General features: G+C 46.8%; 8 protein-coding genes. 6 read left to right on the top strand and 2 right to left on the bottom strand.

What is annotated here, in order from left to right; genetic code table 11:
• Positions 1-31: 31 nt before the first annotated feature.
• Both MJ611_RS11890 and MJ611_RS11885 read left to right on the top strand, forming a co-directional pair.
• Positions 32-2,335, top strand: a complete 2,304-nt coding sequence (locus MJ611_RS11890) for a PAS domain-containing sensor histidine kinase (RefSeq protein ID WP_250430021.1) — start codon at positions 32-34, stop codon at positions 2,333-2,335.
• Between the two features lie 17 nt (positions 2,336-2,352).
• A complete protein-coding gene (locus MJ611_RS11885) occupies positions 2,353-2,748 on the top strand; it encodes a response regulator (RefSeq protein WP_250430020.1) in 396 nt (131 codons plus the stop codon).
• A 269-nt stretch (positions 2,749-3,017) separates the two neighbouring features.
• Here MJ611_RS11885 and MJ611_RS11880 read toward each other — a convergent pair whose 3' ends face one another.
• Positions 3,018-3,746: a LytR/AlgR family response regulator transcription factor gene (locus MJ611_RS11880; protein ID WP_250430019.1), complete on the bottom strand. Its 729-nt coding sequence runs from the start codon at positions 3,744-3,746 to the stop codon at positions 3,018-3,020.
• A complete protein-coding gene (locus tag MJ611_RS11875; protein ID WP_250430018.1) occupies positions 3,715-4,752 on the bottom strand; it encodes a sensor histidine kinase in 1,038 nt (345 codons plus the stop codon). Before MJ611_RS11875 ends, MJ611_RS11880 begins: the two co-directional genes overlap by 32 nt.
• 261 nt (positions 4,753-5,013) lie before the next feature.
• On the opposite strand from MJ611_RS11875, the gene MJ611_RS11870 reads away from it, so the two are divergent.
• The 4 genes from MJ611_RS11870 to MJ611_RS11855 all read left to right on the top strand — a co-directional run bounded on the left by MJ611_RS11870 (position 5,014) and on the right by MJ611_RS11855 (position 13,958).
• Positions 5,014-5,937: an ABC transporter ATP-binding protein gene (locus tag MJ611_RS11870; protein WP_250430017.1), complete on the top strand. Its 924-nt coding sequence runs from the start codon at positions 5,014-5,016 to the stop codon at positions 5,935-5,937.
• Between the two features lie 215 nt (positions 5,938-6,152).
• Positions 6,153-9,521 (top strand): ABC transporter permease/M1 family aminopeptidase, encoded by a 3,369-nt coding sequence (locus tag MJ611_RS11865; RefSeq protein ID WP_250430016.1) that lies wholly within the window; start codon positions 6,153-6,155, stop codon positions 9,519-9,521.
• A gap of 1,379 nt (positions 9,522-10,900) precedes the next feature.
• On the top strand, positions 10,901-12,025 hold the full coding sequence (locus MJ611_RS11860) for a sugar phosphate isomerase/epimerase family protein (RefSeq protein WP_250430015.1): 1,125 nt from the start codon (positions 10,901-10,903) through the stop codon (positions 12,023-12,025).
• Between the two features lie 253 nt (positions 12,026-12,278).
• Positions 12,279-13,958, top strand: coding sequence for a GMC oxidoreductase (locus MJ611_RS11855; RefSeq protein WP_250430014.1), 1,680 nt, complete (start codon positions 12,279-12,281; stop codon positions 13,956-13,958).
• Positions 13,959-14,032: the final 74 nt, after the last annotated feature.

Raw genomic sequence — 14,032 nt, 5'->3', positions numbered from 1 at the left:
GTTACCTTTGATACCTTCTAAGTTTTTTATCATGCACCAGGAATTAACCCTTGATTTTGAGTTACTTTTTAACAGAATGCCGGGCAGTTTCCTGGTCTTACAGCCAAATGCACCAAAATACACGATACTAGCTATTAGTGACGAACTCTTAGAGAACACCAGGAAGCGAAGAGAGGACGTGGTGGGAAGGGGTGTATTTGAGGTATATCCCGAAAACCCGGATGCTATCACCGCCACCGGCCCAACAAGCCTACGTGCATCGCTTCAGAACGCTGTGCAGAATAGGGTGCTGGACCAAATGCCTGTGGTCCGTTATGATGTAGTGGATGCTGCTGGAGGGTTCGAGGTACGTTATTGGTCTGCAAACAGCAGGCCTTTGGAAGACAACAACGGCAACCTGCTTTACATTCTGCATACTACACAGGATATCACTAATGAAATAATAGCAGAGCGAAGGGAGACTGATCTGAGAAAGATCGAGAAAAAATACAGCCTCTTTCTGCAGGCTCCTTTGGCAGTCTGTATCATAACAGGACCTGAGAACATTATTGAGTTGAGCAACGATGACATGCTCCGGTTTTATAACAAAACGAAAGACATTATAGGGCGGCCTCTCTTTGAGGCTATACCGGAGGCAAAAGATCAGGGATTTGCTGAAATGCTGGATATGGTTCGCAAAACTGGTCAGTCATATTCTGTTTCTGAATATCCCACCAAACTGATAGCTGAAGGAAAAGAAGAGATTTTTTACTATAACATCGTTTGCCAGCCCTATTATGAGAACACTTATGACAGCATGCCCTCAGGTGTTTTTAGTGTAGCGCATGAGGTGACAGAATTGGTTTTGGCCAAAAAGCGAGTGGAGGAAAGCGAGGCCCGGCTGCAGGCTATTATCGAGGCCACACCAGAGTGTATTAAGATTGTTTCACCCGAAGGCAAGCTCCAGTACATGAACACCTGCGGACTCAACATGATAGAAGGGGACGAGCAATTACTTGGTAAAGCGAGTGTGCTGGATGTGATTGCCCCGGAACATCGGATCATCTGGAAAAAGAACCACCGGAGTGTGTGTGAGGGAAACAGCCTGAGTTGGGAATTTGATATAATCGGCCTTAAAGGTACTCGTCGCAGGATGGAAACCCATGCTGTTCCACTTGCTGGTGCAGCAGGCAGATCGCATCTGGCTGTCACCCGGGATATTACTCAGCGCAAAGAATCTGAGACTGCACTTCGGGAAAGCGAAGAACAATTCCGGATTTTTGCCAACAATATCGAGAACCTTGCCTGGATGGCAGATCCTGAAGGCAGTATTTTTTGGTATAACGAGCGCTGGTTTAAATATACGGGTACTACCCTTGATGAAATGATCGGTTGGGGTTGGGAGAAAGTGCATCATCCCGACCATGTTAAAAGTGTGGTGGCGTTTGTGCAGCAAGCCTGGCAGACAGGGGAAACCTGGGAAATGACTTTTCCGCTTCGGGGAGCAAATGGAGAATACCAATGGTTTCTGACCAGAGCTTATGCGGTAAAAGATGAAGAAGGAAAGGTATTGCGTTGGATCGGAACCAATACAAATATCAACAGCCAAAAGAAGGCCGAAGCTTCGCTTGAAGCCAAGAACATGGAGTTGACCCATATCAACAACGACCTGGATAACTTTATCTATACGGCATCACATGACCTGAAAGCACCTATTTCCAATATTGAAGGGCTGATTGGGCTTCTGACTGAGGAGCTTGCAGGATTAGAGTTTCAGAAATCTGATGTCAGGTATATCTTAGGTCTGATGGAAAGCTCGGTGGAGCGTTTTAAACGTACCATCACAAGCCTGACTGATCTTGTGAAGCTACAGCAGGAAAGTGCCACTCCGGCTACTAAGGTAAATTTGAGCGAGCTAATAAACGAAGTACTACTGGATCTAGAGCCTCAAATGAAGGCTTCCGCGGCCAAAGTTGAGATAGAAGTGGACGATTGCACGCTGATCTATTTTTCAGAGAAAAATCTGCGGAGTGTGGTGCTGAACCTTGTCTCCAATGCTGTAAAATACGCTTCCAAAGAGCGAGAACTGAACATAAAGGTAACCTGTCATGATCTGCCGGGCTATCACGTGCTCTCAGTTATAGACAACGGATTAGGTATATCAGCTATCAATCAAGAGTATTTGTTTACTATGTTCAAGCGTTTTCATGATCATGTGGAAGGTACAGGTATCGGTCTTTATATGGTGAAAAAAATGGTGGAAGGGTCCGGAGGCTATATCACTGTATCCAGTGAAGAAGGACTAGGTACAGAATTCAGAGTCTTTTTCAGGAAAAATGAAACTAAGTTAAACTAAATATTATCTCACTCAACTTGAAAAAACGCGCTAACATTCTACTGATAGATGACGATCCTATTACCAACTTTGTCAACAAAAAGCTTTTGGGGAAAATAGCTGTCGTTAATAATGTGTTGCTGGCCAATAACGGGAAAGCTGCTATTCATTTGTTGAAGGAGCAATCCGACTCAGGAGTAAAGCTGGATTTCATCTTATTGGATATCAATATGCCCATGATGAACGGAATTAACTTTATGAAAGCATATCTGGAGCTAGACCAAATAAATACTGTTAAAGTCATTGTGCTGACAACTTCCACCCACCCGCGTGATCTGGAAAGCTTTACTGGCTTACCTATTGCCGACTTCCTGAATAAGCCCCTAACCATACCAAAAATTGAAGCTGTTTTGGAAAAGCACTTTACGGTTTGAAGTGAAATAAAAAATACATCGAGTTCAATCCATGTTTGAGGAATTTTGTGGGTAACTTATAGGGATATTTGACTGCAAAGAACTGCTCAAGATCTTTCACTTGAGCAGTTTGAACCATGAAAAGCAGAACGATCTATAGTGTTAACCGAGAGGCTTTCGAGTAGTCCAAAGGATGGAATTATCGAACCTTATCCACAAAAATTTAGTGGCATTGGCAGAGTTTTTAACCTTGGATGAAGAGTTTTATAGCGTTCATATCCAAGTTGTATTTAAATCAAGCCTCTCAGCTTTTTGTAAAAGCTATCGCTATAGCTGTCACTAATCGGTATAACTTGTTCTGCTATCCGGATCCTGTTCTTTTCAATATGATCTATCTTGTCAATAGCAACCATAAAAGACCTGTGCACGCGGGCAAAATCCTGGCCAGGTAACAGTTCTTCCAGTTTAGTAAAGCTCAGCAGGGTCATGATCTTTTCTTTAGAAGTATGAATGCGCAGGTAGTCTTTCATGCCCTCTACAAAAAGTATATCGCGCGTCGCAATTTTCTGAATTCGATGGCCCACTTTTAAAAATATATACTCCTGTTCATGCTTTGACTCTGCTTTTATTTCCTTCACCTCAGGTTGCTGTTTGAAGCTTGTTTCCTGATACAAGCGCAATACGCCTTTGTAGAAACGTTCGAACGAAAAAGGCTTTACCAGGTAGTCCTTAACTTCCAGTTCAAAAGCTTTCAGGGCATACTGATCATAAGCAGTCGTCAGGATTATCATGGGCTTAGGGTTCAGCATCGGGATGAGACTAAGCCCATCCAGATCAGGCATGTTAATGTCCAGGAACAGCAGGTCAGGGTTATCCTGATCTAGCTGGGCGGCTGCTTCCAGGGGATTCATAAAGGTGCCTTTCAGCTCCAGAAAAGGAACTTTGGCTATATACTCTTCCAATATTTCCTGGGCAAGGTGTTCGTCATCAATTATATAACAGCTGAGTTTCTCTTTCATGAACCTGTGAATGAAGACCGTGAATCTTTAAAGTAACTATAAACATTTCTCCCGAGTTATCTATTTTCAGGTTATGCTGGTCCGGATACAACAAAGCCAGCCTTTTACGAACATTCGGCAGACCAATACCACCCGGTTCTTCCAAAGCGGTGCCCGCCTTGTTTCCGATTGGGTTCTGGATACGGAAGGTAAGCGTATTTTCTTTTATCTCTACGCTCACTTTTATAGCACCTGGTTCCACCCGGGCAGGACTGTGTTTGTAGGCATTCTCCATGAGGTGTATGAACAGCAACGGGGCAATGTGGCAGGACGCTGTGTCTCCTTCAATTTGCAGGTCTACCACCGGGCTTTTTTTATACCGGAGCTGCTGTAAACTAACGTAATCCTGCAGGTAGTTCATTTCCCTTGAAAGTGGCACCGTGTGGGAATTGGATTCATAGATCATGTAGCGCATCAACGAAGACAAACGAAGAACGGCCTCCGGAGCAGTAGCAGCTTGTTTGTAAACTAAAGTATGAATATTGTTAAGGGTATTAAATAAGAAGTGCGGATTTATCTGTGACTTCAGATAATGTAGCTCAGCCTCAACGGCCTGTTTCTCCAGCTGCTCTTTTTTTATAGTATTAAACACCAGGTTTTCTGTAACTCGGGCCAGCCATCCTAGAAATGTAAAAATCGGTACAATAGTGACTAAGGTCATCATATAGTAATCGTAGGAATTCTCCCAAGTCTCCAATCCTTTAGGATGTAAAAAAACAAAGGGGAGAGGACCTGTTAGCATGATTGCTGCCAGCCTGAGGAAGTAAGCTCTCTTCTTCTTTTTACCCGAATAGCTGGTCAGCAGATAAAAATGGCTGTAAAAAATATATAGGCATGTCAGAATGAAACCTGCGGTTAAGATTTGCCAGTGGGTACCGTCATCGCTTAGCTGTAAGGTTACCAGCAGGGTCCACAGCGTCCACAGCACGATGTGGACCAGCACAAATACCTTTTTCACTCTCTCCATAAGACAAAGATATTTTTTCCGACCATTTTCTTACTACCTACTCGGCAGAAGCCTGATACCAGTCTACGAATCCGCCTATTGAACCTGCAAGCGCTTTGGCGGAAGCAAACCTGCCACTTGTCGATTACTTTACAGCAGTAGCATATTGCTTTTCACTATCTGATTTTAATGCTGTTCCTTTCTTAAAAATCAGCGGAAGGAGCTTACAATTGCTTCGCTACATGCTATAAAATAAGGTGTTCAGAATAATAATCAGAAACTATGGAAAACGCTAAGCTAAGCCTGTCTATCCGGAATGTTTCCAAGACCTATGGCAATGGGGTGCAGGCACTTAAAAATGTAACACTCACCATACCCAACGGTATGTACGGGCTGCTTGGCCCTAACGGAGCAGGTAAATCGACGCTGATGCGCACACTGGCTACCTTGCAGGAACCGGATGAAGGAAGTATTTACCTGGGAGATTTAAACGTGCTGAATCAGAAGGAAGAGGTGCGCCAGACACTAGGTTACTTGCCGCAGGAGTTCGGGATTTACCCAAAGGCAAGCGCAGAGGAACTGCTGGATTACTTTGCAGTTCTCAAAGGTATTACCAACCGCGCCTCCCGCAAAGAAGTGACGGACCATTTACTCAGACAAACCAACCTTTGGGACAAGCGCAGGCAGAAGCTGGGCGGGTTCTCGGGTGGTATGAAACAACGTTTTGGTGTAGCAGTGGCACTACTGGGTAATCCGAAATTACTTATAGTGGACGAACCAACGGCTGGTCTGGACCCGGCTGAGCGCGTACGTTTCCTGAACCTTTTAAGTGAAGTAGGGGAAAACAGCGTGGTTATACTTTCCACCCACATCGTGGAAGATGTATCAGAGCTCTGCACCAACATGGCTATTATCAACCGAGGGGAAATACTGCTGCAAGCAAAGACCAACCATGCTGTGGCTGAACTGGAAGGTAAAATCTGGCGCAAACTAATCGAGAAAAATTCACTTTCTGAAATAGAGCAGGAGCATCGGGTAATTTCTGCCAAACTCCTGAGTGGCCGCACCATGGTGCACATTTACAGTCAGGAAGATCCCGGCAACGGTTTTGAGCTGGTAGTCCCTGACCTGGAAGACGTGTACTTCAGCGCCATGACGGGCAATTATGTTCAACCACAGAAAGTGGAGGAGGTGATGAACATATGAAGGTCCGGAAGATTTTTCAGTTGGAGTTCAGTTACCAGTTACGCAGTGTCGCTACGTGGCTATACTTTGCAGTTCTATCGGTACTTGCTTTTCTGTGGGTAATAGGAAATTACATTCATGACGCACGGGACGGTTATTTTTTACTCAATGCGCCTATTGTCATTGGTGCTATTACGGTTTTATGCTGTGTCGCCTGGCTTCTAATAGGAGCGTCAGTGGCAGGAGGTGCGGCAGCCCGCGATGTAGAGACGCGCATGTATTCCCTTACTTACACCGCACCCACCAGCAAAAGAGCGTATCTGGGAGGGCGATTCCTTGCCGCTTTCTGCCTCAATTTCATGATCATGCTCGCCATTCCGCTGGGCATCATGTTTTCCATGCACTTTACTGGCGTAGAGGCTGAAATTTTGGGTCCGTTCCGATCAGCAGCCTACCTGACCACCTTTTTCTATATTATATTGCCCAATACGTTTATAGTGACGGCCATCCAGTTCTCGTTGGCTGCACTCACCAGGCGGGCTATGGCAAGCTACCTGGGCGGGGCTCTTCTTTTCGTGGCTACGTTCATTTTGGGACAGTTATTGCAAGACAAGGGCGAATGGGGAAATTTAATAGATCCCGTAAGTTTTACACCTATTCAGAGTCAGCTTTCGAATGAATGGAGCCCACTGGAAAAGAATACGCGTCTGATCGTGCTGGAAGGCTCACTGCTTTTGAACCGTCTCCTGTGGCTAGGCATCGCGCTGGGCATGCTGACACTTACCTATTTCCGTTTTGGGTTCATTCTATCAGAAACTGGATCCAAAAAGAAACATGTTATCCAACCAGAAACAAGAGTGGCAGGTCTGGAGTGGCTTAATTGGGCAGCAGGGAAAGCATTGCCGCAAATCAGGGGCAGGTTCGGTTTTGCCACGCATTTGCGCCAATTACGTCTCATTACCTGGAAAGCCTTTCTGCCACTCGCCAGGAGTTTAGCGGGACTTCCTCTTTTGGCAGCCCTAGCCCTGATGTCGGGCATAGCCTTGCACGGAAACCTGAAGACTAAGGGAGTTCCCCTGCTGCCTAGAACCGACTACATTCTAAATCTCCTGACGGCGCCCCTAACGGAACTGGATTTCTTCTGGATCATCATTACCTTGCTTACCATTTTCTATGCCGGAGAGCTGGTGTGGAGGGAACGGGAAACAGGCCTGAGCGAGATTGCCAACGCCACACCAGTGCCGGAATGGGTTCTTTTCCTGAGCAGGTTCCTGGCTCTTAGTCTTATACTTGTGGTATGGCTGGTATTCCTGATAGTGGCAGGTATACTATCACAAAAGAGCATGGGTGGTAGTGCAGAGATAAAACTTTACCTGCAAGGTATCTTCGGGCTACAGTTGGTGGAGTGCCTTCTATTCGCTCTGCTGGCTCTTTTTATACACGTACTGGTCAATCAGAAATTCGTGGCTCATTTGGTGGCCTTGTTGGTCTACGGGTTCATGGCCTTTGCCCCTAATCTGGGTGTTGAGCACAAGCTCCTCATTTATGGAGCCAGCCCAAAATGGTCGTATACAGACATGGCGGGGTATGGCAATTCCCTGGCGCCGTGGCTGTGGTTCAAACTTTATTGGGTGGCTTGGGCGCTACTGGTGGCCGTGGTAGCGAAACTGCTCTGGGTACGGGGCCGGGAGGGAAGTATGGCTTCCAGATTCCACCTTGCTCGTCGCCGTTTTACCTGTTCCACGGCGTTGTTTATCCTTGTCTCAGTGGGGCTTGTTTTCACGCTGGGCAGCTTCATTTTCTATAACACCAATGTACTCAATAACTATACCTCCGCCTCTGATGCTATGGAGCAACGGGCAGCCTATGAACAACATTACCAGAAGTATAAAAATCGGCCTCAGCCACACTTAACAGGTACTAAGCTACACGTTGAGATCTATCCGGAGCGGCGGGAATCTGAAATACGCGGCACCTACTTTCTGGTAAACAACACAAAATCCGCCATTGACTCTATCCATCTGGCCACTACTGCGGGAGTTCAAACCACCAAGGTTGCCTTTGACCGGCCGGCGACGCAGGTACTTGTTGATGAAAATCTAGGTCACCAGATTTATGAGCTTGCCGAATCGCTCCAGCCCGGTGACTCACTGAGACTCAGCTTTGAAGTTTATTCTAAGGCTCGTGGCTTTGCGAACAGCGGTACAGACGCTTCTGTAATGGCCAATGGGACCAACTTCCGGAATTATGAATGTTTACCTGCCATTGGGTATCAGTCATATCGGGAGATTGATGAGTCAGGCGCCCGAAAAAAATACGGACTCGCTCCCCGCCCCGCAACTCCTTCTCTTTATGATGTGCAAGCACGCAAAGACGCACCCTTTAGCGAGCGGGTCTCTGTTGAAGCGGTGGTGGGTACTATTGGTGATCAGACTGTGGTAGCGCCGGGATCGTTGCGCCGGACCTGGACCAAAGGTAGCAGAAAGTACTTCCATTATATTACTGATGCTCCCATCAAAAATGAATATAATTTCTTCTCGGCCAGGTACGCAGTGCATGAAAGGCGTTGGAAGGATGTAGCGATACAGATTTACTATGACCCAGGCCAGACAGAGAACCTGGAGCGCATGATACAGAGCGTTCAGTCTTCATTAGAATATTATACGCAACAGTTTGGTAAGTACCCGCACCGGCAGATCAGGTTTGTGTCGTACCCAGGATATGATTTTGGAAATCACGCAGCTCCCATTAATATTACGGCTCAGGAGGGATTTTTCCTTTTGAATCCTGAAAAGGACGAACGAGGCTTTGATCTGGTAACAGCGGTAGTGGCCCATGAAGTAGCGCATCAGTGGTGGGGTAACCAGGTTGACCCGGCAAATGTAGAAGGGGCGGGGCTGCTTTCAGAAAGCCTTGCCTGGTATTCTGCTATGGGGGTTATGGAAGAAAAATATGGACCTGAGCATCTTCGGCGGCTACAGAGTTTCTTACAGGAGGAATATAAAACCCCACGTACTAAGGCGGCAGTACCGCTACTTCGTGCCACCAACTGGTACCACAACTACCGTAAAGGCCCATTTGCGCTGTATTCACTGAGCAGGTATATCGGCAGGGAGAAAGTAAACCTTGCGCTGCACCGTTTGCTGGAGAAACATAAATCAGGAACGCCACCGCTACCGACCTCTCTTGATCTATACCATGAGTTGCAGGCAGTAACACCTGACTCGGTTCAGTCCTTGTTGCATGACCTTTTCGAGAATAATACTTTCTGGGGACTTAAGACAGAGCAAACCACCGCGAAGCAGACTAAAACAGGTACCTGGCAGGTGACGCTCGACGTGCAGGCACGGAAGTTCAGCATAGACAGTATAGGAGTAGAAACTAAGTTGCCAATGAAGGATTGGATTGAAGTTGGAGTGTTTGCCCCTGCAAAAGATGGTGAAAAATTAGGTAAACCGCTCTATCTGAAGAAGCACTTAATAAGTGCCACTAAGCAAAAGATTACGCTAACAGTACCCCATAAGCCAGCCAGTGCTGGCATTGATCCAAACTACCTGCTAATTGACTGGGAGTTAGGTGATAATGTTGTGGAAGCGGAGAATTAAGAATGTACAAGCAAACACAAAAGGTCCAGCTATTGATATTTGAAACAGCCTGTGAAGCTGATTTTGAAGCAATTAAAGTAAATATGATATTAGGCGACGGTGAAAGAATTATAAAAAAGTTTGTACTAAAGGAGAAACATTATCGAACCAAAAAAGCCGCTCCATTTAATATGAAACAGCTTTTTTTATTGTTGTAGACCAGAAGATAAAATTATCGAACTTTATCCATAGGGATTTGGCAGCTGTGAAAGCTTATTTGGATGTAAGGGAGGGTATTACTCTACTCAGTTGCCGTATCTATAGCGACAGTATTTTCTGCTAGTAAAGCCCCTTTTTGAGCGACCGCTGAAGCGTGTAAGTCCAGGTTCAACACCCCACATCACCCTTGGATTAAACCACCAGTTCGTTAAATAATTTCTGGCAAACTGCTACAGAACTTAAAGTATATATTCTCAATATGCAAAAAAGGCACCTGTACCAGCTCCAGGCACAACACCAACCTAAAATTAGAAGACACCGACGTACAGACGTCACATAAGCGTAGGTTCTTGTTTGTCCGGGTAGTTATTCAGCAGCTTAAGAAGCCAAGACACTAAAATAGGGTAGTGGTCTATACTGGATGCTGGAGGAATAAGTACGGCAGCAAAGGTGTTAAGAGAAAATTATGAGATATAACTTGCCCCTAATGCCACAGTGTGAAGGTATGGAAAACGGTGTAAAGCAATGGGTAAGCAGAACTTTCTCGGCCGGCTGTGTGGCAGGCAGTTCCAGCTCAAGTATGAAAAAGCCGGCTGCCGTACCGCGAAAAAAATGGTGCTGCGCACGTGGCCCGAAACTCCAACATCCAGGACATCTGGAAGGTGACAGGCGCGCACCGTTATACTGTGCTGCACTGGGTCAAAAGGAGGCGGAGAGACGTCAGTTAAGTCCCCAGCTTGAATGCTACGCTTCCGTGCATTTAGACGAGGTATGGGTCTTTGTCAGTCAGCGTAAGAGACGCAAGCGGTGACTCTTCTACTCCTATGTCCTAGAAACATAAGAGGTGCTGGCCTGGAGCTTCTTTTAAAGAAGTATACTTCATAAGACAATTGCAGCTTAACAGAACTGTAGGTTATAACTATAAATCTTACATAATAAAATCAGTATGCTTTACTGGATTTATAAAAAAACTATGTTTAGCTTACCATAAAGATGTGAGCAATACGATGATCATGCAGGTCAGCTCTGTAGTTACAAAGTTGTTCCAAAAGTATAATAATAGCTGCCAGCTTCAACTTTTTGAAAATCTTATATATCAGATGCAACTGCCGGGTTAATTACAAAGTATAGCACGAAAGCTCTGGCCTGATAGGTGCTAATGCTAACCTTAATCAAGAACAATGAATAACCAAATCTGGATCATGACCTCAGCTTTCGATCAGCTGAGTTTAGAGGAAGTAATCGAGCGGGCGCAGGAAGTAGGCGTGCAGGGGTTGGATGTATGTGTATTCAGGAAAGACGGCACCCGCGATGATTTTGTCGCCACGCATTTAGATTATGAAAACTTTGGCCCGGACGATGCCGGCAGGCTTCTGGATAAATTCAACCAAGCGCGGCTCCGGCTTTCGCTCGGTGCTTTTGACAACCTGATTGGCGGCGATCCGGAGCAACGCGTGAAAAACCAGGACCACCTGCTTCGCCTGATCCGGATGGCGCATCTGCTGGGCGGTGATACAAATGATGTGAAAGTTGGTACGTTCGTGGGGTATAACCATGAGCTGGGAAATCAAGAGTATGGCTTTCAGAAAAACCTGGAAGAGTATGCCCGCATTTTTACACCTATCATCCGGTATGCCGAAGATCTGGGCGTGACCATACTTTATGAGAACTGCCCGATGGAAGGGTGGCGTTCTGCCGGCTATACCAGCACGTTCAACAACCTGCCGGGCGTATTGGCTGCGCGTAAGCTGATGTATGAACTGAACCCAAGCAAGGCGCACGGCGAGATTTACGATCCGTCGCATGATGTATGGCAGCACGTTAACCCAAGCGAGGTGATACAGCAAACCGATATGGCACGGCTGCACCGCGTGCACGTAAAGGCTACCCGCAACGGTAACAATGTGTTCTGGGGTAACATGTACCCGATGCAGTCCGTGGATGCTGACCTAGCCAGGCGGGCAGGGGTGCCAACGAGCCAGCACGAGTGGGATCGCCACAATTACGAGGCCATGCTGCCTGGTTTTGGCGGATCGGATAGTATGGATTGGAGAGCCTTTATTACTACCTTAAAAGCACGGGGATTTACCGGTCCTTTTGAGATAGAGAACGAAGCAGCCTTGTCAAAAGGAACCGGTAACATGGCGGCTATCATGCAGGGATTTAAAGCAACCACGCTTTATCTGGCACCCATGCTGTGGGAACTGACGCAAAATGGTTATCAATACAATTCTCAAAATTTCCGTGAGCTAAAGCAAGTGGCTACGAAAGATGTACCCTTAGTGACCATGAAGGAGCTGACCTGAAAGTAAACGTGCTACCATCTAAGCCTCCTCTATACTTTTGCCAAAGTATAGCTTTATCAAACAGGCATTTTTTCCGGATTATTCATTGGTGATTGAGTAATTACTAAGTAGATGTTTGCTTTTTTGAGTTTGAACATCTATACTTAATAGACTATTCCTATGCACTCGCGAACGAAGGGTTCAAAGCAGTGCACAATCAGGTTTGTTGAAGTCAGCCTGGTGTTTCATCTTCTAAAAGTTTATATCTATTGTAATGGCTGATAATGTTTATGATGCTATAGTGATCGGGTCCGGAATTTCTGGCGGCTGGGCTGCCAAGGAACTCACTGAAAAAGGACTGAAAACCATATTGCTGGAGCGTGGCAGAAACGTAGAACACATAAAAGACTATGTAAATGCCAACAAACATCCCTGGGATTTCCCGCACCGGGGTGGCCGTACGCAGGAGATGATCAACAATTACCCTGTGCTCAAACGCGATTACCCGCTGAATGAAACCAACCTGGATTTTTGGGCAAGCGATAAAGATAGCCCCTATACAGAAGTCAAACGGTTTGACTGGTTCAGAGGCTACCAGGTAGGTGGTCGATCGCTGATGTGGGGACGCCAAAGCTACCGTTTAGGTGAAATAGATTTTGAAGCCAATGCCCGCGATGGGATAGCCGTGGACTGGCCTATCCGGTATAAAGACCTGGCACCGTGGTACAGCTACGTGGAGAAATTTGCAGGTATCAGCGGTTCGAGAGATGGTATTCCGCACCTGCCCGATGGCGAGTTTCAGCCTCCCATGGAGATGAACTGCGTGGAGAAGGATGTGGCCGCCAGAATTAAAGCACATTATAAAGGAGACCGTCACATGATCATGGGGCGCGTGGCCAACATTACGCAACCGAAACAGAACAGGACCAATTGCCAGTACCGAAACAAGTGCTGGCTGGGCTGTCCGTTCGGCGGTTATTTCAGCACGCAATCTGCCACGTTGCCGGCGGCTATGGCAACCGGCAACCTGACGCTGCGGCCGCACTCCATCGTTACCAGAATCCTCTACGACAAAGACACCAAAAAAGCGCGCGGCGTAGAAGTGCTGGATGCGGAAACAAACCAAACCTACGAGTACTTGGCAAAGATCGTGTTCCTCAATGCCTCTACGCTGAACTCAACCTGGGTCCTGCTGAATTCGGCTACCGATGTATGGGAAGGCGGCTTGGGCAGCAGCAGTGGCCAGTTGGGCCACAACCTGATGGACCACCACTTCCGTATCGGGGCATCCGGTAAGGTGGAAGGCTATGACGATAAATACTACTATGGCCGCCGACCGAACGGTATCTATATTCCGAGATTCCGCAACCTGAACGGGGAGAAACGCGATTACATCCGGGGCTTTGGCTACCAGGGAGGCGCCGGCCGTGACGGATGGGGACGCGAAATTGCAGAACTAGGCATTGGCGGCGACTTAAAAGATGCCTTATGTGAACCGGGACAATGGGGCATGGGCATGACCGCCTTCGGAGAGATACTGCCTTACCACGAGAACAAGGTAACGCTCGATAAAAACAAAAAAGACAAGTGGGGCCTTCCGGTACTTGCCATCGACAGCGAGTTGAAAGAGAATGAAATGAAGATGCGCAAAGACATGGGCGAGGACGCCAAAGAGATGCTAGAAATAGCCGGCGTAAAAGACGTGCACATTTTTGATGCCGGTTATGCCATGGGGCAGGGCATTCACGAAATGGGGACCGCCCGCATGGGAAGAGACCCGAAAACCTCGGTACTGAACGAATGGAACCAGGTATGGGATGCGAAAAACGTATTTGTAACCGACGGTGCTGCCATGACATCGGGAGGCTGCCAGAACCCTTCGCTTACGTATATGGCCCTGACTGCCCGCGCGGTAGACCATGCCGTGAAGGAACTGAACCGGCAGAATATCTGACAATTCATACTTGCTGTTTCTGCTTTATACTTTAACCGGATGGGCAGCAAACAGCTAAAATTATCGCGTATCTG

Source organism: Pontibacter ruber, from assembly GCF_023630205.1.
GTDB classification, from domain to species: domain Bacteria; phylum Bacteroidota; class Bacteroidia; order Cytophagales; family Hymenobacteraceae; genus Pontibacter; species Pontibacter ruber.
Note: the sequence above shows the minus strand (reverse complement) of the source record. Positions and strands in the feature narration are given on the sequence as shown.

Bases quoted from the DNA above. Each gene is read 5' to 3' on its own strand.
- MJ611_RS11875 (WP_250430018.1), bottom strand. From the start codon at position 4,752: ATGGAGAGAGTGAAAAAGGTATTTGTGCTGGTCCACATCGTGCTGTGG.
- MJ611_RS11890 (WP_250430021.1), top strand. From the start codon at position 32: ATGCACCAGGAATTAACCCTTGATTTTGAGTTACTTTTTAACAGAATG.
- MJ611_RS11870 (WP_250430017.1), top strand. From the start codon at position 5,014: ATGGAAAACGCTAAGCTAAGCCTGTCTATCCGGAATGTTTCCAAGACC.
- MJ611_RS11855 (WP_250430014.1), top strand. From the start codon at position 12,279: ATGGCTGATAATGTTTATGATGCTATAGTGATCGGGTCCGGAATTTCT.
- MJ611_RS11860 (WP_250430015.1), top strand. From the start codon at position 10,901: ATGAATAACCAAATCTGGATCATGACCTCAGCTTTCGATCAGCTGAGT.
- MJ611_RS11880 (WP_250430019.1), bottom strand. From the start codon at position 3,746: ATGAAAGAGAAACTCAGCTGTTATATAATTGATGACGAACACCTTGCC.